Genomic DNA, 19,886 nt, shown 5'->3' on the forward strand with positions numbered 1-19,886 from the left:
ATGTCACTGATCAAAGACATCCAGTTGCTCCAGCCGGGCAGCGAGGTGCTGTTGTTGGAGCTCGACGGCTCGGACTGGGGCGCCGACATCTTGCGTTTCCACGGGCACGCGATCCCTCACTCGCCCGCAGAACTGGCGGCGGCCGGCGTAGATGCTGACCAACTGCCGGCCAAGTCCATCTGGTGGCAGGGCAACGAGTACGACGCCTGGCCGATGCAGATCGAGGGTCTCGAGGCAAACTCGGACGGTACCGCAGTGCGGCCGACGATCTCTGTCGGCAACGTCAATGGCCGGATCACTGCGCTGTGCCTGGCCTTCGACAACCTGCTCGAGTTCAAGCTGACGATCCGTCAGACCCTGAAGCGATACTTGGACCCGGTGAACTTCCCCGCCGGCAACCCGGAGGCTGATCCTACCCAGGAGAGCACGGAGGTCTGGTACATCGACCAGAAGGTGTCGGAGAACGGCGCGACGGTGTCGTGGGAGCTGGCCAGCCCGGGCGACGTCGGCGGCGAGAGTATCGGCCGCCAGATGACCCAGTTGTGCCATTGGGCCATGACAGGCGGTTATAGGGGCGGGAATTGCCAGTACATGGGGCCGTACTTCGACTTCGACGGCAACCCCACGGACGACCCCGCAAAGGACCAGTGCAACGGCTGCCTGGATACCGGGTGTGTTGCGCGCTTTGGCCAGGGCAACCAGCTGCCTTTCGGCGGCTTCCCAGCCGTCTCCCTGATCGCCAGGAGCTGATCATGCTGAAACATATCCTCGCCGCCGTGCAGCAGCACGCCGCGGCGGAGTACCCGCGCGAGTGTTGCGGGCTGATCCTGGCCGTTGGCCGCAAGCAGGTGTACCTCCCCTGCGCCAACGTGGCCACCGAACCCACCGAGGAATTCCGCATCGCGCCGGAGCAGTACGCCGAAGCCGAAGACAAGGGCCAGGTGATCGGCATCGTGCACTCGCACCCGGACGCCACCAGCAGGCCTTCGCCGCGTGATCTGGCCATGTGCGAGGCCACGGGACTGCCCTGGCACATCCTGTCCTGGCCGGAGGGCGACCTCCGCACCATCACGCCAACCGGCGAAACGCCGCTGCTTGGGCGCCCGTTCGTGCACGGCGCATGGGACTGCTGGCAGGTTTGCGCCGACTGGTACCAGCGTGAGTGGGGGCTGGAGTTCCCGTCCTACACCCGCGAGGATGGCTGGTGGGAGCAGGCCGCCGGCCCGAGCCTTTACGAACAGGCCTACGAGGCTGCCGGGTTCTACCAGGTAGACCGGCCCGAGCGCGGCGACATGATCGTCATGGCCGTCGGGCGGACGGCGCACCCGAACCACGCAGGCATCTACCTGGGCAGCGACCCCAGGCTGCCCGGCGAGCAAGCCGACCTGTACGGACCTGGTCCGTTCCTGCTGCACCACCTGTACGGCAGACCATCAGAGGTGATCATCTACGGCGGCCCCTGGCATGACCGGGCCCGCCTGATACTGCGACACATGGAGGCCCGATGAGCGCAATCGCCTACAAGCCAATGACGACCATCAAGCTGTCCGGCTCGCTGGCCCAGAAGTTCGGCCGCACCCACCGCCGGCAACTCGACAGCGGCGACACCTGGGAGGCGTTCAAGGCCTTGAAGGCAACGCTGCCAGGGTTCGAAGAGGAGATTCGGAGGCTGGACGGCATGGGCCTGCGCTTCGCGGTGTTCCGGAACCGGCAGAACGTCGGCCTTGATGACTTCGAACGCTGCGGTGTCCGCGAGCTGCGGATTGTGCCGGTGATCGGCGGAAGCAAGCGCGGCGGCCTGCTGCAGACCATTGTCGGCGTGGTCATGGTGGTTGCCGGCGCTGTCACCGGCCAGGCATGGGCGATGCAGATCGGTGCGGCCATGGCGCTTGGTGGCGTCATCCAGATGCTCAGCCCGCAAGCCAAGGGGCTGTCGCAGAGCGCAGCGCCGGAGAACAGGCCGTCCTACGCCTTCGGCAGCGCGAATAACACCACTGCCAGCGGAAACCCCGTGCCGATCTGCATCGGTGATCGCCGCTGGGGAGGAGCAATCATTTCTGCCTCGGTCTATGCAGAGGACAAAGTGTAGTGCGCCGTTTTGCCTCCCCAAAACCTTGCTCCGTGATTTTCATCACTGGAGTAGGTTCAGATGCACAAGTTTGCAGTCACAGTTGTCATTAACATTTCTGGAAAAATGTCACCCAAAGGCGCTGATTACGTTGTTGGGATTTTAGCTACAACTGTTTGCGCTATCGCCTTGTTTGTCACTTTTTCATAGTTTTTTTCGTCGATCTCAACAGGCCGCCTTCGGGCGGCTTTTTCTTGCCCGGAGGAAAGCATGGGCGCAGCACTTCAACCTGCCGTCACCGGCGCAAAGGGCGGCGAGAAGAAGCCCAAGGCGCCTTACGAGGCCCCGGATAGCCTTCGCTCCACGAACATCGCCAAGATCCTGCTGGCCGTGGGCGAGGGCGACTTCGACGGCACGCCGACCGACCGAGACATCTACCTCGACAACACCCCGATCATGGATGTTAGCGGCAACGTGAACTTCCCGGGCGTGAAGTGGGAGTGGCGCCGCGGCACCGTGGAGCAGGACTATATCCAGGGCATCCCAGCGATCGAAAGCGAAACGTCGGTCGGCGTGGAGCTGCGCAGTGATCAGCCGTGGACCCGGGCGCTGAGCAACACTCAGCTGTCGGCCGTGCGCCTGCGCTTCTCATGGCCGCGCCTGCTCCAACAGGACCCGAACACCGGGGACACCAACGGCTACACCATCGAGTACGCCATCGACATCGCCACCGACGGCGGCGCCTTCGTCGAGGCACACCGGAACGCGGTCAGCGGCAAGACCAGCAACGGCTATCAGCGGTCGGTGCGCGTCGACCTGCCGGCCGCCACCTCGGGTTGGGTCATCCGCGCCCGGCGCCTCACGCCGAACGCCAACACCGGCGCCATTGCCGACACGATGACCATCGCGGCCTACACCGAGATCATCGACCAGAAGCTGCGCTACCCCAACACCGCGCTGCTCTACATCGAGTTCGATGCCGAGCAGTTCCAGAACATCCCGTCGGTGACTGTGAAGTGCAAGGCGCGCCGCTGGCCGGTGCCGACCAACTACGACCCGATCGCCCGCACCTACACCGGCACCTGGGACGGCACCTTCAAGCAGGCCTGGACCAACAACCCGGCTTTCGTCACCTATGGCCTGTGCGTAGAGGACCGGTTCGGCCTGGGCAAGCGCATTAAGTCGTGGATGGTCGACAAGTGGGAGATGTACCGCATCGCCCAGTACTGCGACCAGCTGGTTCCGGACGGGGTAGGGGGCCAGGAGCCGCGGTTCCTGTGCGACATGAATCTGCAGGCCAAGGCGGAGGCCTGGACGCTGCTGCGCGACCTGTCGGCCATCTACCGGGGCATGGTGTACTGGGCGCAGGGCGCGCTGTTCATGCAAGCCGACATGCCTCGGGCGCAGGACTTCGACTACGTGTTCACCCGGGCGAACGTCATCGACGGCGAGTTCACGTACGGCGGCGCCGAGCGCAGCACGCACTACAGCCGTGCACTTGTCAGCTACGACAACCCGGGGAACAACTACGACACCGACGTGATCCCGGTCACCGACCTGGCGCTGCAGCGCCGGTACCAGGACCGTCCTATCGAGATCTCGGCCATCGGCTGCACCCGCGCTTCCGAGGCCCAGCGCCGCGGGAAGTGGGCGCTGCTGAGCAACAACCAGGACCGGACTGTCACGTTCAAGACTGGCATGGAGGGCCGCATTCCGCTGCCTGGTCACGTCATCCCGGTGGCGGACGAGTTGCTTTCGGGGCGGCCCAACGGTGGCCGCATCGCTGCGGCGGCCGGCAAGGTCGTGACCCTAGACCGTGACACGCAGATCAAGGCCGGCGACCGGCTGATCATAAACCTGCCCAACGGCAGCGCGCAGGGGCGCACCGTGCAGTCGGTGGCCGGTCGCGCTGTGACCGTGACCACGGCCTACTCGGTCCAGCCGGAGCCCGAACTGCAGTGGGCGATCGACGCCGACGACCTGGCGATTCAGTTGTTCCGGGTGCTGAAGACCTCACGGACCACCGATGGCGAGCACGAGATCACCGCCCTGGAGTTCAACCCGAGCAAGTTCGCGGCTATCGATACCGGCGCGAAGCTCGAGGAACGGCCGATCAGCGTCATCCCGGTAACTACCGTGCCGCCGCCGGCGAGCGTGACCCTGACGTCCGACTACGCGATTGCCCAGGGCCTGGCCGTCAGCACGATGACCATCGCCTGGCCAGCCGTGGAAGGGGCCGTGGCCTACGACGTTGAGTGGCGCAAAGACAGCGGCAACTGGATCCGCCTGCAGCGCACCGGCACCGCGTCGGTGGATGTGGTCGGGATCTACGCCGGTCAGTACCTGGCCCGCGTGCGTGCGGTCAGCGCCTTCGACATCACTTCCACCTGGCGCAGTTCGGTGCTCACCGACCTGAAAGGGAAGGAGGGAACGCCTCCGGCGGTTACGTTCCTCACGGCCACCAGCGAGATTTTCGCCATCCGGCTGAAGTGGGGACTGCCGCCCGGGGCCGAGGACACACAGCGAACGGAGATCTGGAGCAACCCGATCAACGACCTGACCAGCGCCACCAAGCTGGCGGACCTGGCCTATCCACAGTCAGAGCACGTGATGTCCGGCCTGGCCGCTGGTGCTGCGTTCTTCTTCTGGGCGCGCCTGGTCGACCGGACCGGCAACATAGGCCCGTTCTTCCCGGTTCCGCCAACGGCGGTGCAGGGCATCGCCCAGACCGACCCAGGCCCCATCCTCGACATGATCTCCGGCGAGATTGACGAGTCCATGCTCGGCGAGCAGTTGAAGAACAAGATCGACGGGCTACAGGACCAGATCAACGCCCTGGACGGCCTGAAGGCCTACGACAAGGGCGAGCCCTATGAGGAAGGCCAGATGACGGTGGTCGATGGCCGGATCTATCAGGCTATCCATGACGTACCAGCCGACCCGAGCGGAGCCAATGCGCCGCCAAACGCTTCGTTCTGGATCGACGTTGGTCAGTCCATCGAGTCGGCCAATGGCCTCGCCCAGCAAGTGCAGACCAATACCGCCAAGATCGAGGAGGTGGACGGGAAGGTCGAAGCATCAGCCAGCCAGCTGAGCGCGCTGCAAGCGGCCTGGCGCCCTGACAGCGCGGAGGGAGAGCTTGCGGATGCGCTCGCGGGCTGGAGCTCCAAGGCTCGTCTGGCTCGCGAGCAGATGGTCCGAGCGAGCGAAACCGAGGCGCTTGCGCGCAGCTCCGAAACGCTCGACGCCAAGATTGGCCAGACCAACGCAACTGTCCAGACCGTCAGCCAGGCCCAGGCCAACCTCGAGGGTAAGGCCAGCACGATGTGGTCGGTAAAGATGCAGCTGAACGCCCAGGGGCAGTACGTCGCCGCCGGTATCGGTCTCGGCATCGAGAACGGCCCGGCGGGCCTGCAGAGCCAATTCCTGGTGTCGGCTGACCGGTTCGCCGTGGTGAACAACATCAACGGCACGCTCTCGTCGCCGTTCGTTGTTCAAGGCGGTCAGGTGTTCATCAATCAGGCGCTCATCAACACGGCCTACATCCAGCAGATTGTCCTCGGCATGACGCTCAGATCGCAGGCGGTGAACTCGCAGGGGCAACCGCTGATCGAGCTGAACATGGTTACAGGTGCCGTGGCGATTCGCGGGCAGGATGCCAGCGGCTCGACCCTCATTACCAATGGCCAGGTCAACACCTACTTCACCAGCGGCAACCCGGCTACCAAGATGGGTATCGGCATATGAGCACAGGCTTTCTTGCATTCGCAGAAGACGGATCGGTCGTAACTGACATGACAGTGCTCGTCAGTCAGACGCAGGGAAGCGTAGTGACTGACAGCGCGAATGGAAGTGCAACGATGCCGCCTGTACCCGCCGGGCGGCAACGTTTCTACATGATCGTTCCGCTCGTTGACATGAACAGGGAAAAGGGGAAAAGGCCAGGCGTTAGTATTTCAGAAAACACCATAACCTGGACGTATTCCTTTAGTACCAACAACTGGGGGTACTTTTCGGCTAACTGTCGAATTTACTATGGGTATTACTGATGGCCGGTAAATTTGTTGCGTATCGTGAATCGGATCAGCAGCTGTTATTTGATACTGACTTGATTTGCTATGGGCTTCGAAAAAGCGGATATCTACAGTTTGTAGAAAATTGGCCTCAGAAGTATCTGAGGTCTGCTCAGCTTGATCCAAATAATGGCGCAAACTGGACCAACGACCCAACCCCCAAAGAGCCAATTTATGGAATCTCGCTGTCAAGTTGGCGCTCTCCTATTGTGTTTCTTGTGGGTGATGGTAGTCCGTGTGGGGAAATGCTTGACTCTGGAATTAAAACTCTACTGTTTGTCGGAGCTTCGGCTAGCACAAAAGCCTACGTCTTCGACCTGATGACTGACGATGGTCCGATAACTGGGCTTAAGTGCTACAAGGAAAACCCCTGGGAGCTGACGTTCAACTCAGGGCAACCGCCACTTAACATCATAGCCTCAGTACAGGCCCCAGGCCTTGGCAGGTTAGTCAGTCCAAACTACGACGACCGATACGAGGCCTATGACGGCGGTTACAACTCGATGATTGGAACCAACGGCGGGACAACTTACTTTCAAATGAAGTCTTACGTCGATGTGCCGGTAGTGGCTGGAGAGCTGGCTGCAGCCATTACGTTCACGCGCTCAGCAGGTTGTAACGGGTCCTTTTCCGGTGCTGGCGGTTTCGAGTTCGGGTGTCAGGAGGGGTGTGGTGGTTACAACGGCGGTGTCAGGTTCATGTTTACGGTTGCAGCGGCAACTACTCGGGACATCGTTGGTAGCTTTCCATACAACTACTGGCGGCAGATCCCTGAGATATTTCCTCATGCCCTCGTTATTAAAACGTCCGGCCTTCCATTTCCATTTAACTGAGACTTGTATATGCCATGGTATAGACAGGGTACTGTCTCGATCACCGCTGGGCAGACAACGGTGGTTGGTGTCGGAACAGATTTTCCCGCTAACAGTCGCGTGGGTGATGCGTTCATTGGCCCTGATGGGAAGGTTTATGAACTGTCCAACATTGCCAGTCCGACGGTAATCAGCATCCTTCCAGCCTATCAAGGCGCGACGGTAACAGGCGGGAGGTACGGGCTTGCCCCCATGCAGGGCTACGTAAAAGAATCCGCCGACCGCCTGCGGCAGCTTGTTGACCAGTTTGGCTCAACCATGGCCCTGTTTGGTGGAGCCGCAGATATTGCCACCCTGAGGGTGAACATCGGTGCAGCTGGGCGCGGGGTAAACAGCGATATCACATCCTTGACCGGCCTGACCACGGCGCTCAGCATCGCCCAGGGCGGGACAGGGGGGAAGACGGCGGCAGAGGCACGAGCTGGCCTTGGCCTGAAGTCCGCAGCTGCCGCAGATATCGTCGGCACCGTCAGCCAGGCGAGCGGCGTGCCCACGGGGGCAATCATCGAGCGCGGTAGCAACGCAAACGGCGAGTACACGAAGTATGCGGACGGAACCCTCGAATGCTTCATCACTGGCTCCAACTCGCAATCGGTCGCAACCAACACGGGTGTCGAGATCAGCGTGACATTCCCGGCGCCGTTCATCGGCATCCCGACGCCGACCGGAAACGCTGGCCTATCGACGAGCGTGACCACCGGCCTGGCGGCACGCATCACCGTTGGTTTCCCGTTCACCGTCTCCGGTGCGAGCTCGATGCGCGTGCACATCTTCAACACCACCGGCATCACCATCGGTGGCTTCTCGTACTTCTTGCAAATCAAAGGACGGTGGTTCTGATGATCATCAAGCTTTCACCTGTTCGCTCTGATGCTCAACTGTCGGTGTTCCGCCTGGGCGACATGTTGACGATCAACAATGTTGCGCTGGACCTCGCCCGCTTGCCTGAGGGTGCCTCGCTTCCTGCGTCAGCAGTGGGCAGCGCGTTCATGCACGATCCGATTGAGCGTCACGACGGCAAGCTGATTGTCACACTGCGCCTGCCGCACGCTGCTGATGCGACGGAGTCGGCGCGGTTCCCGGTCGATATCGTTGACCCTGCTGAAGGCCCAGTGCAACTGCCAGGGCAGGATGTGCGTGACGCAGAGCCGGCAGCTACAGGCGTCATCGACTGGAGTCAGGTCATCACAGCAGAGCAGAAGGCGGCGGACCTGCTTGAGCAGCAGCGTCTGGAAGCCGTGGCCGAGATTGCGCGCCGCCGTGTTCAGGCCGACCAAGCGATTGCCCCGCTGCAGGATGCCGTTGACCTGGACGAAGCAACGGAGGTCGAGGCCGCGCTGCTCAAAGACTGGAAGCGCTATCGCGTTGCGCTCAACCGTGTGCTCGAACAGCCAGGCTATCCCATCGAAATCGACTGGCCCGCGCCGCCGGCCTGATCCACACCAAACCCACCGACCGCCCGAGAGGCGGTATTTTTTTGCCTGGAGAAAACCATGACCAAATTGCTTCCCCGCGGCGTGCGCAATCGCAACCCGGGAAACATCGATTTCAACCCCGCCAACAACTGGGTTGGCCAGATCGGTAAAGAGCCCGGCGGCCGATTCTGCATCTTCGACACGCCGGAGAATGGCATTCGTGCGCTCGGCAAGCTGTTGCAGACCTACTACAACAAGCACGGCTTGCGCAATGTGGCAGCGATCATCAAACGCTGGGCGCCGGAAATAGAGAACGACACCGATGTCTACATCCGCACCGTGGCGCAGCGTTGCGGTCTTTCCCCGAGCGATCCGATCAAGGACATCAAGAACCAGCAGGTCCTAGGCGGTCTGGTGCTCGCGATCATCAAGCACGAAAACGCGAATTACGAGTACCCGCCGGCGGTGTTCGCTGAGGGCTTGCGAAGGGCGTTAGCTTGAATAGCTGGGGCGTGCGGGTGACTGCAATGCTAGCGGTGGCCGGGTCGTATTGGCCCGTGTACAAGCACGGTCGATCTGCAGGGCTCGCAAAGAGCAACGGCGCGTCGACGCGCAAGAGGAGGTGAGGGCGAATGCGGATTTTCAACTCCACGTTTTTGTATTCCACAAAATTTTAAACGCTCAGCATGATAAAAACATGGTGCTTCCATCCCAGGGGGCGAAGTTAAATTTAAATAAAAAGCCCGCGATAAGCGGGCTTTTCAATGATATGTAATGTGCTAGGAACCTACAAAGTCGACGACGCAGCAAGAGGTGTTTCGCGAGGTGCGATCTTCTTTTTTAGCCACTTGCGCAGGGTCAAGTGCTTATCTTCTAGCAGCCATGCACAGACTGCCGAGAACAGAACGCAGATAAGGATAGATAGCCAAGCATTGAGAGGCTTTGCAGAGTTCATTTGCGTGCTCAGCAACACCCGGATTGGCTCATGCGTCAGGTACATTGCATACGACAGGAACGCGCCTTTGGTAGCAATCCACTTAACAGGAGTAGAAACGCGAAGATTGGTGCTCGCAAGGATAATGAACATCATGGCCACACCAGTTAGAAGCAAAAGCTGCTGATCATACATATTCATGTGGCTAGCAAGGGAAAGCTTTTTGAATCTCCACAGCAGGCCGAAGATTACAGCTGCAAGTGGAACGAGTACTTGCTTCCAGTTCACCCGAGGCATGAATACGTAAATGTATGCGAAAGCGGCACCAAGGAACCACTCCCACGCTACCGACTCCCAAATCGTGAAGTACCCAACTACCAAAGTTGCAGGGATGGCGAGAACAGTAGCAAACATTCGCTCAACAGCGGACATGTCACGCCAGAAGAAAGCGATGCCGAAGAATACGTACAGCCACCACTCAACGGCAATTGTCCAGAGAACGGTATTGCCACCAAATACGGTAATTGGTGGTATGCCGTCTATCATTCGTGCAAATGGCGTGTGCTGCAACTGCAGTAGGTGGCCAATCCAGTCCCAGGCCGTTGGGGCAGTCCGGCCAATAAATAGAACAAAAACCAGGAAGGAAATTATTAGTGCAGGAACGTACAGGACATAAATTCGGCTGAATCTGTCAATCATGTACTCACTAAAACTGTATTTTTCGCGGGTCAGGCAATGATAGGTAATTAGAAATCCTGATAGCCAGAAAAATACTACTACCGCTAAGCTCTGAAAGGGCATTATTTTGCCAAACCAACTTATAGGTGTGACGCCCGATAGTGTATGGCCAACAAGTACGGCAAATGCCGCCAATGCTCGTATTGCGTTAAGTGTCGTAGATTGACCAATGGTCAGTGTGTTGCTCACGTGGCAGTCCCTTCCTTAGAAATTCTCAAGGCCGATTTTTTTGATCAAACGGCCATCATACCAAAATTTCGCTTTCAGATACTATTGGTGATTTTGGCTGCGCGCCCGACAGGTCGCGGGCTTTTCTCGCCAGGAGAAAATCCATGACCCGATCCACCGCACGCGGTGTACGCAACAACAACTCCGGCAGCATCGACTACAACCACCACAACGCTTGGCAGGGGCAGTTGGGCATCGAGGTCGGCGTGGCAAAGCCGCGCTTCGCCCGTTTCGACTCGGCCGAGAATGGCATCCGTGCCCTGGGCAAGCTGCTGATCAACTACCGCGGCAAGGACGGCATGCCCGGCGTGGGCGAGAAGGGCATCGACACGGTGCTGGAGACCATCAACCGCTGGGCACCTAGCAACGAGAACGACACCCAGGCTTATGCCGCTTCTGTGGCCAAGCGCCTGGGGGTGGGCATCACCGACCCGATCGATATCAAGGATCGCTACACGCTGTGGGTGTTCGTGGAGAGCATCATCATCCACGAGAACGGCGGCAACCCGTACAAGGGCGCCGTCATCGATGAGGGCGTACGGCGGGCGCTGGCGTGAAAGGCTGGGGCGTGCGCGTGATCGCGCTGCTGGCCGTGTTCGGGTCGTACTGGCTCGTCTACCAGCACGGTCGGTCGGTGGAGCGCGCCGAGGCAGCAACAGCATCTGCGCAACGGGACAGCGGCGATCGCCTGGCCGAGGTGCTGGGCGAGCGGGGAGAACGCCAAGAAGAACATCGCCGCGCCGCGGCACACGAGGAGGTGAGGGCGCATGCTCAGGGACAACGAACGATCGCTGAAACCGCTGCTGCTGGGGCTGATGCTGCTGGCCAGCGGCTGCACGACGAAGCCGGCAACCTCGCTGCCACCGTCGGTTGCCCCGGCCCGGATCCCGCCGTTGCCGCTCGAGGCGAGGCAGCCCGCCGCGCCGCCATGGTGCTCTCCGACCTGCTCGCACGGGCTGATGCTCGAGCGGGAGAGCTGGCGTCAGCGTATGACCGAGCCCGAATAGCTGGCCTGGCCTGCGAGGCGTCCTATGGCAGCTTGTTGGAGGAAGGTCGTCCTTTGGTACAACCAGAATGAACCTTGATCTGTGGTGTTTGGTCGCAACCAGATTGCGATGGTTTCGGCGTTAAGCGGGCAAAGGAGAGGTTATGCGAAGGAATGATCTGAAGAGTGAGGCAGAGGCGTGGGCAATGGTTGCGCTCTGGGTCTGCGTTATTGCACTGGCTACTTTGGCATGGCATCGGATGTTGACTTAAAGCGGTGTCGGTTGCGGCGGGCTTGGACCTATACTGCTTTGGTCAACGTACTGGGGCGGTGTCGTGAAACGAACGATCGAGGGAATGGTAGAGGCGGGAGAGCCGTTGTTGCTCGAGGCACTTGAGGCGCTGCGTACTTACCACAATGCTCAAGCCGCCGGGGTTCCTGCAGAGGAAGTCGAGCGCCTTCGGGTGATCGCAGAGTCCGCTTACCAGGCTGTGACCGACTACCAACTCTACGCGCTTGGGCACCAGCCTCTGACCCGTCACTGAGCCGGCTCTATCAACGCTGATCCCTGGTTCCGCACGTTGCCAACGGCAATTCCAACGCGGTACCACTCGAACGCCTCTGCCGGCTCACCCAGGTTCAGCACCAATTGTTCCGCGTGTTCGCTGGGCATGCCTGCTGCGATCCATTCAACCGCCAGATCAGGCGACAGCACGACCGGCCGGCGGTCGTGCACATCGACCAGGCCGCCCTGGGCGTCGGCAGTGATGATCACGAACCCGTCGTGCTCATTGCCGGCGAACTGACCTATTGAGGCGCACAGGGCAGGGCGCCCATCTCGCCTGCGGATGTAATAGGGCTGCTTCTTCGGCCCGCCTTCGTCCACCCACTCATACCAGCCATCCACCGGCGTGATCGCTCGATGCGGCCAGATCGCCCGAAAGAAGGGGCCGTGCGCCACCTTCTCGACGCGGGCGTTTATCGGCGCGGCGCGGTCGGTTGCCCAGTGCGGCCTCCACCCCCATCTCACCAGGTCCGCCCTCGGGCCTGCGTCATCTACCCGGAGCACGGCGACCTGTGTGGTCGGCGCGACGTTGTACCGCCCCAGGTCCTGGTCTCCGACGTTGTTCCGCCAGGCTTCTGGCATGCTCAGCGTCTCAACGAAGTCATGGATCCCGCGGTACTGGGTCAACCTTCCGCACATGTCCGGTCCTCCTGCTTGAGCCAGAAGCATAGCCCGCCGGGCGGTACTGGCCTGGTCATCCGTTTGAATGGTCAAATACTGTATAGATATACAGTATTGGTGCCGCATGTACTTCCTCCTTGTTCGCCGTCGAGAGCGCGGCGTAGCGATCCCCAACGAAAAGCTCGCGAAGGTCAAACCGCTCAGGGCCGACGTTCACCTACACGAGTGCCATAGCGCAGCTCTTGGGCGCTGCTGCATTGAGGCCTGGGTGTTCAATCCGGCCCCGGGCGAAGACATCATCCCGCGCCTGTTGGATGCCAAGGTGAATGGCATGGGCAGTCTTGGGCTGAACATCACGGGCGTTGAGGATGTAGACGGTGTGCTCTATGCGCAGTCCTGGTGGTGCCGTGTTGAGTAGCCTGGCGGGCATACCGCAGCCGTGGCTGGACGAGCTTTACGACAGTTCAGCCATGGTCACGGACCCGGATGGGCGCGCCGCGGTGCTCAATGAAATGGCCTATGCCGCCAGCCGGCGAAAGGAAGTCGATGCCAGCGTGCTGTCCGACATGCTGGAGCTTGCCGAGGCAGCCAGGACGTGGGCTCTACTGGAGCACGAAGAAGCCTGGGCCATGGGCCTGTTGAGGTATGAATCTGCAGAGGAGTGGGAGAGGGACGAGCCAGGACGGATCGTGGTCGGCAGAACGCCGGAGAAGGGGATGTAGCTCGTACCACTTTTTGTACCAATGAGCGTGTTTTGTCGTGTGGCACAGAGTTTTGCAGAGTGGCGAAACGCCCGAATTCATTGGGTTTCGCCACTTTGCCAAACTCACCAAAACGCGGAAAACATCTCTGGAGTATGGCCGAACGGCTGTCGAATGCCTTATATCCAAAGGGCGCAACGTGAAGTAAATTTAATCCGGCGCGCTTTGCGCCGCATTCCCATATGGTCAACCGGACGACCTGCCATGACACTCCGTATCGATTTCACCGACCAGGCGACTAGCCTGCATCACGATGCAATTTTGAAACCCTTGCGCGAATTCAATGATGGCGTGATCGGCTCGCCTGGAGCGGCCACCGTCGCCTGGACGCTGCGTGACCCCAACCTTGATGAAATCGTCGGTGGCCTCTACGCCAGGCTGGGTGGGGGGTGGATGTTCGTCGAACTGCTGGTGGTGCCCGAGCGGATGCGCGGGCAGGGCTGTGGGCGCGAGCTGATGGCCAGGGCTGAGGCGCTGGCGAGGAAAAAGGGCTGTGGCGGGATCTGGCTGGATACCTTCAGCTTCCAGGCGCCGGACTTCTACCGCAAGCTGGGGTTCGAGTTTTTTGGTGAGATTGCCGATTTCCCGCCTGGGCATACCCGTTATTTTCTGCAAAAGCGATTGGCCTAGTCTTGCAGGCTTCGCACAGGAAAAGGTCTCAGCCAACCCGCAACCAGATCGCCGAGGCGTCGTCGCTCATCTTGAATCGTGGGTAGCGCAGGCATGCCGCATCGTCGTGCTCGATGCCACGCAACGTCCGCGCCAGGTCATCGAGGCCGTGGGCCAGCAGGCGCTCGATGAAACCGGCTGGGTCATAGGCGCGATAAGTGTCGAACAGTGCGGCGAAACCGTCGCTCATCAACAGCACATCGTCCCCCAGGGACACTGGTGCCCGGCTGTAGAGCGTGCCCTCCCTGGACAGCTCGGCATCGATGCCAAGCACGGCCCGGGGACGCTCACGGGCAACCCGCCGGTCAGCCAGTACGGCAGGGGTCCGCACGCCGTGGGCGCCAGTACCGGGCCCAAGTGCCGCAGCCTCGGCGCGTTCGGCCTCGCGGTCGGGCTCCGGGGTGAGGAAGTGGATGCCGCTCGCGCTGCGGTGCAGTACCACGCAGTCGGCCAGGTGGGCGCAGACCAGCTCATCACCTTCCAACGCTACCGCGGCAAAGGCGGCGCGCGGCAGTTCCCAGGTGGCCAACGGCTCACGTTGACGGTCTTGCTGGTAAGCCTGGGCAATCGCCACGAAAACCGATTCGCAGACCTGCCGCAGGGGCCCCGACGCCGCGGAGAAGGCGCGCTGGGCCGTGGCCGAGAGCCAGGCCGCGCCGCCGCGCTCACCCAGCAGGCCGGGAGCGCCGAGGTCAGTAGCGCCGTCGATTACCCAGGCATGGCGGTCGGCACTGCCGACGCGGTCGTCATTGGGGACATCGGGCTTGCCAGCCAGGCTCAGGGACTGGATCAGGTCGAAATGCATATCGGGCTCCGGATCGATGGGGTGCAGCAACCTTGAACGCTGGGTCGGCGTGCGTCAAATATCAAGGTTTGGGTGCGCGGTCCCAGCAGTCGCTGTCCAGGGCGCAGACGCCGTATTGCCGGTCCATCAGCGCCATGCGCCGCAGGTGGGCGTCGATGATGTCGCGGTTCACTTCGCTGTCGATGATGTAGCGGCTGTAGCGCTCGATCAGGCGGAGTTTCCAGGCCTCTCGGGTGGCCGCGTCGAGTGTGTCGGGCGCATTGGCCAGCCGTTGCAGGGTGAGGTCGTCGACACGCTTGAGCTGGTCGGTGAGGGTGTCGATGTAGAGGGCGCGCTGCGTTTCCTTGTGGCGCGCAGTGTCGGCATCGAAGACATCAAGGTTGCGCTGCCATTGGCTCCAGTAGGCGTCCGGCAGCTGGATATCGCGTTTCTGACGCAGCTTGGCGACGATTTGCGCGTTGCTCTGGCGCGGGGGTGGTTGACGGTTCTGACTGGCCAGCGGGTCCAGGGCGAGGGCCTGGGCAATCCAGGCATTGCGTGCCTCGCTGTCCGGCAGCACCGGGCCAAGTGGCGGGGCTTGGTCGGTGGTGGAGCGGGGCAGGGCATTGCAGCCGGCAAGCGACAGGAGCAGTGACAGTACCAGCAGCGCTGGTAGGTTGTGACGCGACATGAATCTTCCTTGAGTAACTGCAAGATCGTGCATCCGTGGCGGATGCACGAGAAGTATCGGCGCTTGCGCGGCTGACTTGAGCTCAGTCCAGTTGCTTGGCCATTTCCGCGGTCTGCGCCCAGCCCAGCCCGGCATAGACCGGCCGGCCCACCTCGGTGGCGTGCAGGACGGCAAAGCCCAGGCCGCGCCGGATGAACTCGGCCTCCGCCAGGCACATCAGTTTCGAAGCCAGTCCCCGGCGGCGATGGGAAGGCTCCACGTAGACATTGAGCACGTAGCCGCGCTGCTCGTGACAGGGATGCGCCGGGTGCGGCGGCCAGTCGATCGACATCAGGCCGATGGCCGCCACCGGCTGCTCCTCATCCAGCAGCACGAAACCGTAGTAGCGACCATCGGCCAGGCGTGGTTGCAGCCAGGGCCGGAAGTGTTCGGTCATGGTTCGCAGGCTCACAGGGTCGCCACCGGCCTCCAGGAACATGGCCTCGCGATGGGCGCAAACCATGGCCTGGTCGCCCGGCAGCAAGCGGCGCAGGACCAGCCCGGGAAAATCGCTGGTGGTTGGCAGTTCGTTCATGGCAGCTCCCTTGGTTACAGGCTTCGATCCTAGGCGCAGCGGGCAATCGCCGTTAGATACAGATGGCCGGCAAACCTGGCATACAGCAACCTTGCCGCTGCCTGCGTTTATGGCGATGATCCGTGGCAACGCGACCACCCGACGAAGAGGCCCGCATGCCTGTTGCCCCGCTTTTGCGTTGCACCCTGCTCCTGCTGCTCGCAACCCCGGTGTGGGCGATGGACGGCAAGGGCAACTCGATCGATCACTTCACCGTTGGCTCCAGCCTGGGCACGGCCGCAGTGAGCGGCTCCACCAGCCACTCGCAGCGCAGCTACCAGGCCGCCCGCGATGATGCGCTGATGTTCATCGCCAGCGACGGGCGTTTGCGCGGCGCACGCCTGGAGCAGGCGCTGGGTGACTATCGCCAATTGCACCCCGCTAGCGCGCTGGGTGACCTTGAGCTGGCCCGGGCCTTCGCCTGCCAGGGGAGCTGACTGGCCAGCCGTTGATCGCGCTTGCTCGGGGCGGATGGATCCGGGGGCTAGACTCGTGGGCAGTGAGACCCGCCCAGGAGAGTGCCCATGACCGCCAAGAACACTGTTTGCCTGTGGTACGACAACGACGCCGAGGACGCGGCGAATTTCTATGCCAGCACCTTTCCCGACAGCCGCGTGACCGCAGTGCACAAGGCGCCTGCCGACTACCCCTCGGGCAAGGCGGGCGACGTGATCACCGTCGAGTTCACAGTGATGGGCGTGCCCTGCATTGGCCTGAACGGCGGCAAGGCGTTCAGCCACAGCGAGGCGTTTTCGTTCCAGGTGGCGACCGACAGCCAGGAAGAGACCGACCGCTACTGGAACGCCATCGTCGGCAATGGTGGCAGTGAAAGTGTCTGTGGCTGGTGCAAGGACAAATGGGGCCTGTCCTGGCAGATCAGTCCACGGATACTCACCGAGGCCGTTGCCAGCGCCGATCGCGGCGTGGCGAAGCGGGCGTTCGAGGCGATGCTGCAGATGAGCAGGATCGATATCGCCGCCATCGAGAAAGCCATCAAGGGCTGAACCCTTCAGTGCACGAGCTTGCGTTCGCTGACGCATGCCCTCGCTTGCTCGGCCAGCGTATCCAGCCGTACGTCGCGCAGCCGTTCGGCCTCGACCATCGCCGCTTCGCCCTGCTGCTTGAGCAGGTAGGCATGGATCTGCCGCACCTCGACGGTCTGGTAGATCGGCGCGATATCCAGCCGCCCGATCAGTGCCTCGCTGGGCTTGCCGGTACTGCTCATCAATACCTGCGGCCCGGCGCTGGCGACTACCTGCAGGCCCATGTTCTCGAACCACGGCACTTGCTGGGCGAAGGCGCTCAGCTCGACACAGGCATAGCGGCCACGCACGGCATCCAGCAGGCCACGGGCGATACCTTTGCGGCGGTGGTTGGCGTCCACGGCGAGGTAGGCGAGGGCGCAGGCTTGCGGGTTGTCCTGGGCCGGCAATACCAGGGCAAAGCCGAGCAACCGGTCCGGCGCGTCGGCATCCAGGGCGAGGGTCAGTTCGACTCGCAGGCCGCGGGTGCCGTCCAGGGCCATCAGGTACTGGTGCACCTCCAGGCCGACACCATACTGGTACAGCGGGTACAGCGGGTTGTCCGGGCTGATGGCGACGCTGCTGAGCTGACCGACGTGGTCGATCACCAGTTGGCGGATCTGGTTCTGGAAGGATTCGGGCGGCACGCCGTCAAGGCGGCGGAGGATGAACATCGCGGGTGGAACTCCGGCAAGGTGTGAAACACCCGCCCCGGACGAGGCGGGCGTCCATTCTACCCGCAGATGCTAGTGTCCTGCCTCGGAAATAAGCTGTTCACTTTTGGCGGCGTCTTGGGCGCCCGGCCCGCGTTGCCACTCCTCGCCATAGCCCTGCTATGACTCGTCGCGGCGCCTTGGCCGAACACCCAAGCCACTCGCCAAAAGAGAACGTATTTCCGAGACAGGACACTAGCGCAGCCCAGCCAGCATCAGGTCGAGGTTCTGCACGGCGGCGCCCGACGCGCCCTTGCCCAGGTTGTCGAATACCGCGGTCAGCAGCACCTGGCCGTGCTCGGGGTTGGCGTACAGGGCCAGGCGCAGGTCATTGCTATCGTTCAGCGCCTGCGGGTCGAGCGCTGCGGCCGCGCCGTGCTGGTGCAGGGGCATGACCTGCACGTGCTGGGCTCCCTGGTAGTGCTGTTCCAGGCAGGCCTGCAGTTGCTCGGCGCTGACCCCGGGCAGCAGGCGCAGTTGCAGGGGAATGCTCAGCACGATGCCCTGGCGATAGTCGCCATAGCCCGGGACGAACACCGGTCGTGCGCTGAGCCCTGCGTGTCGCTGGATCTCCGGCACATGCTTGTGGGCCAGTTCCAGGCCGTACAGCTGCAGCGCCGGCAGGTAATCATCGCTGCGCTGTTCATGGCGCTCGACCGCGGCACGGCCACCCCCGGAGTAGCCGGATATGGCATGGATGCTCAGCGGGTAGTCGGCGGGCAGCAGGCCGGCGTTGACCAGCGGATGCAGCAGGGCGATGGCGCCGGTAGGGTAGCAGCCGGGGTTGCTGACCCGGGTAGCCGTGGCGATGCGCTCGGCCTGCTCGGCGTTCAGCTCAGGCAGGCCGTAGACCCAGCCTGGAGCTGTGCGGTGCGCAGAGCTGGCGTCGATCACCCGTACCGCCGGGTTGCGCAGGATGGCCACGGCCTCGCGGGCGGCTTCGTCGGGCAGGCAGAGAAGGGCAATGTCGGCGCTGTTGATGGCCTCGCTGCGGCGGGCCGGGTCCTTGCGCTCGGCCTCGGGCAGGGTGAGCAAACGCAGGTCGTCGCGGCCTTGCAGGCGGGCGTGGATCTGCAGACCGGTGGTGCCTTGGTCGCCATCGATGAATACTAGGGGTTGATGCATGTCGATTGTCCGGTGACGGGAGTGATGGCTAATCCTCGCTGCTCACTGGACGAAAGAAAATTTGAATATCATGATGCCCACGTTCAGTAATACTGAATTGATAGCCGCCCTTGCGAGACCCCATGCGAGAAATCAGCCTCGACCGCCTGCGCACCCTGGTGGTGATCGCCGACTGCGCGTCCTTCGCGCAGGCCGCCCGCCAGCTCAACCTGGCGCCCCCGACCATCAGCCTGCATGTGGCGGAACTGGAGGCGCGCATCGGAGCCCCATTGCTCACCCGCACGCGCGGCCAGGTTCGCCCCACGACCATCGGCGCGACGTTGCTGGCCCGCGCCCGGCGCCTGCTGGCCGATGCCGACCAGGCGCTGGACGAGGTGCGCCGGCAGGTCGAGGGCCTGACCGGCCGGGTGCGCCTCGGCGCCTCGACCGGCGCCATTGCCCACCTGCTGCCCCAGGCCCTGGAAACCCTGCGGGTGGATCATCCGGGGATCGACGTGCAGGTGCAGGTGCTCACCTCCCAGGCCTCCCTGGCGCGTCTGCGTGAAGGCACCCTGGACATCGGCCTGGTGGCGCTGCCGCAGGTGGCGGGCAAGGGCTTGAGGATCACGCCGTGGCGGCGCGATCCGATCATGGCCTATGTGCCCGCCGACTGGCAGCCGCCGGCGCGGGTCACCCCGGCCTGGCTGGCCGGCAGGGCGCTGATCCTCAACGACAGCACCACCCAGCTGTCGCGGGTCACCTCGGAGTGGTTCGCCACGGCAGGTCTGTATCCCGAAGCGCGGATCGAGCTGAACTACAACGATGCGATCAAGAGCTTGGTGGCCGCCGGGTATGGCGCCACCTTGCTGCCGCAGGAAGGTGAGGTGCGCCAGCCGCAGGGGCGTATTGCCCAACGGCCATTGCGACCTGGCTTGTGGCGTCAGCTCGGCATTGCCTGCCGTGAAGGGGAGGTGGAGCGGGCGACCGCGCATGTGCTGGAGGCGCTGGGGCGGTTGCGCCAGTGACAGGC

The 19,886-nt window shown here is 62.4% G+C and carries 24 protein-coding genes; 17 read left to right on the forward strand and 7 right to left on the reverse strand.

What is annotated here, in order from left to right:
* The 8 genes from BMY03_RS19080 (at position 1) to BMY03_RS19120 (ending at position 8,929) form a co-directional block, all read left to right on the forward strand.
* Positions 1-750 carry a phage minor tail protein L gene (locus BMY03_RS19080; protein ID WP_094011952.1) on the forward strand — a complete coding sequence of 250 codons (750 nt, stop codon included), beginning with the start codon at positions 1-3 and terminating at the stop codon, positions 748-750.
* Positions 751-752: 2 nt separating this feature from the next.
* On the forward strand, positions 753-1,508 hold the full coding sequence (locus tag BMY03_RS19085; protein WP_094011953.1) for a C40 family peptidase: 756 nt from the start codon (positions 753-755) through the stop codon (positions 1,506-1,508).
* Positions 1,505-2,089 carry a tail assembly protein gene (locus BMY03_RS19090; protein WP_094011954.1) on the forward strand — a complete coding sequence of 195 codons (585 nt, stop codon included), beginning with the start codon at positions 1,505-1,507 and terminating at the stop codon, positions 2,087-2,089. Before BMY03_RS19085 ends, BMY03_RS19090 begins: the two co-directional genes overlap by 4 nt.
* Before the next feature lie 249 nt (positions 2,090-2,338).
* The gene (locus tag BMY03_RS19095; RefSeq protein ID WP_094011955.1) at positions 2,339-5,815 is read left to right on the forward strand and encodes a TipJ family phage tail tip protein; all 3,477 of its coding nucleotides are present in this window, start codon (positions 2,339-2,341) and stop codon (positions 5,813-5,815) included.
* Between the two features lie 301 nt (positions 5,816-6,116).
* A complete protein-coding gene (locus BMY03_RS19105) occupies positions 6,117-6,974 on the forward strand; it encodes a hypothetical protein (RefSeq protein WP_094011957.1) in 858 nt (285 codons plus the stop codon).
* A gap of 231 nt (positions 6,975-7,205) precedes the next feature.
* Positions 7,206-7,853: a hypothetical protein gene (locus tag BMY03_RS19110; RefSeq protein ID WP_143067570.1), complete on the forward strand. Its 648-nt coding sequence runs from the start codon at positions 7,206-7,208 to the stop codon at positions 7,851-7,853.
* A complete protein-coding gene (locus BMY03_RS19115) occupies positions 7,853-8,449 on the forward strand; it encodes a tail fiber assembly protein (protein WP_269152113.1) in 597 nt (198 codons plus the stop codon). Before BMY03_RS19110 ends, BMY03_RS19115 begins: the two co-directional genes overlap by 1 nt.
* Before the next feature lie 57 nt (positions 8,450-8,506).
* Entirely contained in the window at positions 8,507-8,929 is a 423-nt protein-coding gene (locus tag BMY03_RS19120; protein ID WP_094011959.1) for a structural protein, read from the forward strand.
* Positions 8,930-9,215: 286 nt separating this feature from the next.
* Here BMY03_RS19120 and BMY03_RS19125 read toward each other — a convergent pair whose 3' ends face one another.
* Complete coding sequence (locus tag BMY03_RS19125; protein WP_094011960.1) at positions 9,216-10,289, reverse strand: acyltransferase family protein; 1,074 nt, start codon at positions 10,287-10,289, stop codon at positions 9,216-9,218.
* Positions 10,290-10,432: 143 nt separating this feature from the next.
* On the opposite strand from BMY03_RS19125, the gene BMY03_RS19130 reads away from it, so the two are divergent.
* The 3 genes from BMY03_RS19130 (at position 10,433) to BMY03_RS19140 (ending at position 11,858) form a co-directional block, all read left to right on the forward strand.
* Positions 10,433-10,885, forward strand: coding sequence for a structural protein P5 (locus BMY03_RS19130; RefSeq protein WP_094011961.1), 453 nt, complete (start codon positions 10,433-10,435; stop codon positions 10,883-10,885).
* A complete protein-coding gene (locus tag BMY03_RS19135; protein ID WP_094011962.1) occupies positions 10,882-11,406 on the forward strand; it encodes a DUF2514 domain-containing protein in 525 nt (174 codons plus the stop codon). Before BMY03_RS19130 ends, BMY03_RS19135 begins: the two co-directional genes overlap by 4 nt.
* Before the next feature lie 263 nt (positions 11,407-11,669).
* Positions 11,670-11,858, forward strand: coding sequence for a hypothetical protein (locus BMY03_RS19140; RefSeq protein ID WP_177182937.1), 189 nt, complete (start codon positions 11,670-11,672; stop codon positions 11,856-11,858).
* On the opposite strand, the gene BMY03_RS19145 is transcribed toward BMY03_RS19140, so the two are convergent.
* Positions 11,852-12,517 carry an SOS response-associated peptidase gene (locus BMY03_RS19145; protein ID WP_094012037.1) on the reverse strand — a complete coding sequence of 222 codons (666 nt, stop codon included), beginning with the start codon at positions 12,515-12,517 and terminating at the stop codon, positions 11,852-11,854. The two genes, BMY03_RS19140 and BMY03_RS19145, sit on opposite strands and share 7 nt — an antisense overlap.
* A gap of 106 nt (positions 12,518-12,623) precedes the next feature.
* On the opposite strand from BMY03_RS19145, the gene BMY03_RS19150 reads away from it, so the two are divergent.
* The 3 genes from BMY03_RS19150 to BMY03_RS19160 all read left to right on the forward strand — a co-directional run bounded on the left by BMY03_RS19150 (position 12,624) and on the right by BMY03_RS19160 (position 13,890).
* Positions 12,624-12,917, forward strand: a complete 294-nt coding sequence (locus tag BMY03_RS19150) for a hypothetical protein (protein WP_094011964.1) — start codon at positions 12,624-12,626, stop codon at positions 12,915-12,917.
* Between the two features lie 52 nt (positions 12,918-12,969).
* Positions 12,970-13,221 carry a hypothetical protein gene (locus tag BMY03_RS19155; protein WP_244891343.1) on the forward strand — a complete coding sequence of 84 codons (252 nt, stop codon included), beginning with the start codon at positions 12,970-12,972 and terminating at the stop codon, positions 13,219-13,221.
* A gap of 243 nt (positions 13,222-13,464) precedes the next feature.
* On the forward strand, positions 13,465-13,890 hold the full coding sequence (locus BMY03_RS19160) for a GNAT family N-acetyltransferase (protein ID WP_023631773.1): 426 nt from the start codon (positions 13,465-13,467) through the stop codon (positions 13,888-13,890).
* A gap of 28 nt (positions 13,891-13,918) precedes the next feature.
* On the opposite strand, the gene BMY03_RS19165 is transcribed toward BMY03_RS19160, so the two are convergent.
* The 3 genes from BMY03_RS19165 to BMY03_RS19175 form a co-directional block, all read right to left on the reverse strand.
* The gene (locus BMY03_RS19165; RefSeq protein WP_094011966.1) at positions 13,919-14,734 is read right to left on the reverse strand and encodes a protein phosphatase 2C domain-containing protein; all 816 of its coding nucleotides are present in this window, start codon (positions 14,732-14,734) and stop codon (positions 13,919-13,921) included.
* Between the two features lie 61 nt (positions 14,735-14,795).
* Positions 14,796-15,404 (reverse strand): hypothetical protein, encoded by a 609-nt coding sequence (locus BMY03_RS19170; protein ID WP_094011967.1) that lies wholly within the window; start codon positions 15,402-15,404, stop codon positions 14,796-14,798.
* A gap of 82 nt (positions 15,405-15,486) precedes the next feature.
* The gene (locus BMY03_RS19175) at positions 15,487-15,978 is read right to left on the reverse strand and encodes a GNAT family N-acetyltransferase (protein WP_094011968.1); all 492 of its coding nucleotides are present in this window, start codon (positions 15,976-15,978) and stop codon (positions 15,487-15,489) included.
* Positions 15,979-16,133: 155 nt separating this feature from the next.
* Here BMY03_RS19175 and BMY03_RS19180 point away from each other — a divergent pair, with 155 nt between their 5' ends.
* The gene (locus BMY03_RS19180; RefSeq protein ID WP_023632009.1) at positions 16,134-16,454 is read left to right on the forward strand and encodes a DUF2388 domain-containing protein; all 321 of its coding nucleotides are present in this window, start codon (positions 16,134-16,136) and stop codon (positions 16,452-16,454) included.
* A gap of 87 nt (positions 16,455-16,541) precedes the next feature.
* Positions 16,542-17,021, forward strand: coding sequence for a VOC family protein (locus BMY03_RS19185; RefSeq protein ID WP_094011969.1), 480 nt, complete (start codon positions 16,542-16,544; stop codon positions 17,019-17,021).
* A gap of 5 nt (positions 17,022-17,026) precedes the next feature.
* On the opposite strand, the gene BMY03_RS19190 is transcribed toward BMY03_RS19185, so the two are convergent.
* Both BMY03_RS19190 and argC read right to left on the reverse strand, forming a co-directional pair.
* Positions 17,027-17,713, reverse strand: a complete 687-nt coding sequence (locus BMY03_RS19190; RefSeq protein WP_094011970.1) for a GNAT family N-acetyltransferase — start codon at positions 17,711-17,713, stop codon at positions 17,027-17,029.
* 234 nt (positions 17,714-17,947) lie between these two features.
* Positions 17,948-18,877, reverse strand: coding sequence for an N-acetyl-gamma-glutamyl-phosphate reductase (gene argC, locus BMY03_RS19195; RefSeq protein ID WP_094011971.1), 930 nt, complete (start codon positions 18,875-18,877; stop codon positions 17,948-17,950).
* A 122-nt stretch (positions 18,878-18,999) separates the two neighbouring features.
* Between argC and BMY03_RS19200 the strand changes: the two genes are divergently transcribed.
* Positions 19,000-19,881 (forward strand): LysR family transcriptional regulator, encoded by an 882-nt coding sequence (locus BMY03_RS19200; RefSeq protein ID WP_038706305.1) that lies wholly within the window; start codon positions 19,000-19,002, stop codon positions 19,879-19,881.
* The last annotated feature ends 5 nt before the right edge of the window (positions 19,882-19,886 follow it).

This window comes from Pseudomonas soli (assembly GCF_900110655.1).
In the GTDB taxonomy this organism is placed as follows: domain Bacteria; phylum Pseudomonadota; class Gammaproteobacteria; order Pseudomonadales; family Pseudomonadaceae; genus Aquipseudomonas; species Aquipseudomonas soli.

What these genes read in the sequence shown, in the direction of transcription:
- BMY03_RS19080 (WP_094011952.1), top strand. Translation starts at nt 1, where the DNA reads ATGTCACTGATCAAAGACATCCAGTTGCTCCAGCCGGGCAGCGAGGTG.
- BMY03_RS19085 (WP_094011953.1), top strand. Translation starts at nt 753, where the DNA reads ATGCTGAAACATATCCTCGCCGCCGTGCAGCAGCACGCCGCGGCGGAG.
- BMY03_RS19090 (WP_094011954.1), top strand. Translation starts at nt 1,505, where the DNA reads ATGAGCGCAATCGCCTACAAGCCAATGACGACCATCAAGCTGTCCGGC.
- BMY03_RS19095 (WP_094011955.1), top strand. Translation starts at nt 2,339, where the DNA reads ATGGGCGCAGCACTTCAACCTGCCGTCACCGGCGCAAAGGGCGGCGAG.
- BMY03_RS19105 (WP_094011957.1), top strand. Translation starts at nt 6,117, where the DNA reads ATGGCCGGTAAATTTGTTGCGTATCGTGAATCGGATCAGCAGCTGTTA.
- BMY03_RS19110 (WP_143067570.1), top strand. Translation starts at nt 7,206, where the DNA reads ATGCAGGGCTACGTAAAAGAATCCGCCGACCGCCTGCGGCAGCTTGTT.
- BMY03_RS19115 (WP_269152113.1), top strand. Translation starts at nt 7,853, where the DNA reads ATGATCATCAAGCTTTCACCTGTTCGCTCTGATGCTCAACTGTCGGTG.
- BMY03_RS19120 (WP_094011959.1), top strand. Translation starts at nt 8,507, where the DNA reads ATGACCAAATTGCTTCCCCGCGGCGTGCGCAATCGCAACCCGGGAAAC.
- BMY03_RS19130 (WP_094011961.1), top strand. Translation starts at nt 10,433, where the DNA reads ATGACCCGATCCACCGCACGCGGTGTACGCAACAACAACTCCGGCAGC.
- BMY03_RS19140 (WP_177182937.1), top strand. Translation starts at nt 11,670, where the DNA reads ATGGTAGAGGCGGGAGAGCCGTTGTTGCTCGAGGCACTTGAGGCGCTG.
- BMY03_RS19145 (WP_094012037.1), bottom strand. Translation starts at nt 12,517, where the DNA reads ATGTGCGGAAGGTTGACCCAGTACCGCGGGATCCATGACTTCGTTGAG.
- BMY03_RS19150 (WP_094011964.1), top strand. Translation starts at nt 12,624, where the DNA reads ATGTACTTCCTCCTTGTTCGCCGTCGAGAGCGCGGCGTAGCGATCCCC.
- BMY03_RS19155 (WP_244891343.1), top strand. Translation starts at nt 12,970, where the DNA reads ATGGTCACGGACCCGGATGGGCGCGCCGCGGTGCTCAATGAAATGGCC.
- BMY03_RS19160 (WP_023631773.1), top strand. Translation starts at nt 13,465, where the DNA reads ATGACACTCCGTATCGATTTCACCGACCAGGCGACTAGCCTGCATCAC.
- BMY03_RS19165 (WP_094011966.1), bottom strand. Translation starts at nt 14,734, where the DNA reads ATGCATTTCGACCTGATCCAGTCCCTGAGCCTGGCTGGCAAGCCCGAT.
- BMY03_RS19170 (WP_094011967.1), bottom strand. Translation starts at nt 15,404, where the DNA reads ATGTCGCGTCACAACCTACCAGCGCTGCTGGTACTGTCACTGCTCCTG.
- BMY03_RS19175 (WP_094011968.1), bottom strand. Translation starts at nt 15,978, where the DNA reads ATGAACGAACTGCCAACCACCAGCGATTTTCCCGGGCTGGTCCTGCGC.
- BMY03_RS19180 (WP_023632009.1), top strand. Translation starts at nt 16,134, where the DNA reads ATGCCTGTTGCCCCGCTTTTGCGTTGCACCCTGCTCCTGCTGCTCGCA.
- BMY03_RS19185 (WP_094011969.1), top strand. Translation starts at nt 16,542, where the DNA reads ATGACCGCCAAGAACACTGTTTGCCTGTGGTACGACAACGACGCCGAG.
- BMY03_RS19190 (WP_094011970.1), bottom strand. Translation starts at nt 17,713, where the DNA reads ATGTTCATCCTCCGCCGCCTTGACGGCGTGCCGCCCGAATCCTTCCAG.
- argC (WP_094011971.1), bottom strand. Translation starts at nt 18,877, where the DNA reads ATGCATCAACCCCTAGTATTCATCGATGGCGACCAAGGCACCACCGGT.
- BMY03_RS19200 (WP_038706305.1), top strand. Translation starts at nt 19,000, where the DNA reads ATGCGAGAAATCAGCCTCGACCGCCTGCGCACCCTGGTGGTGATCGCC.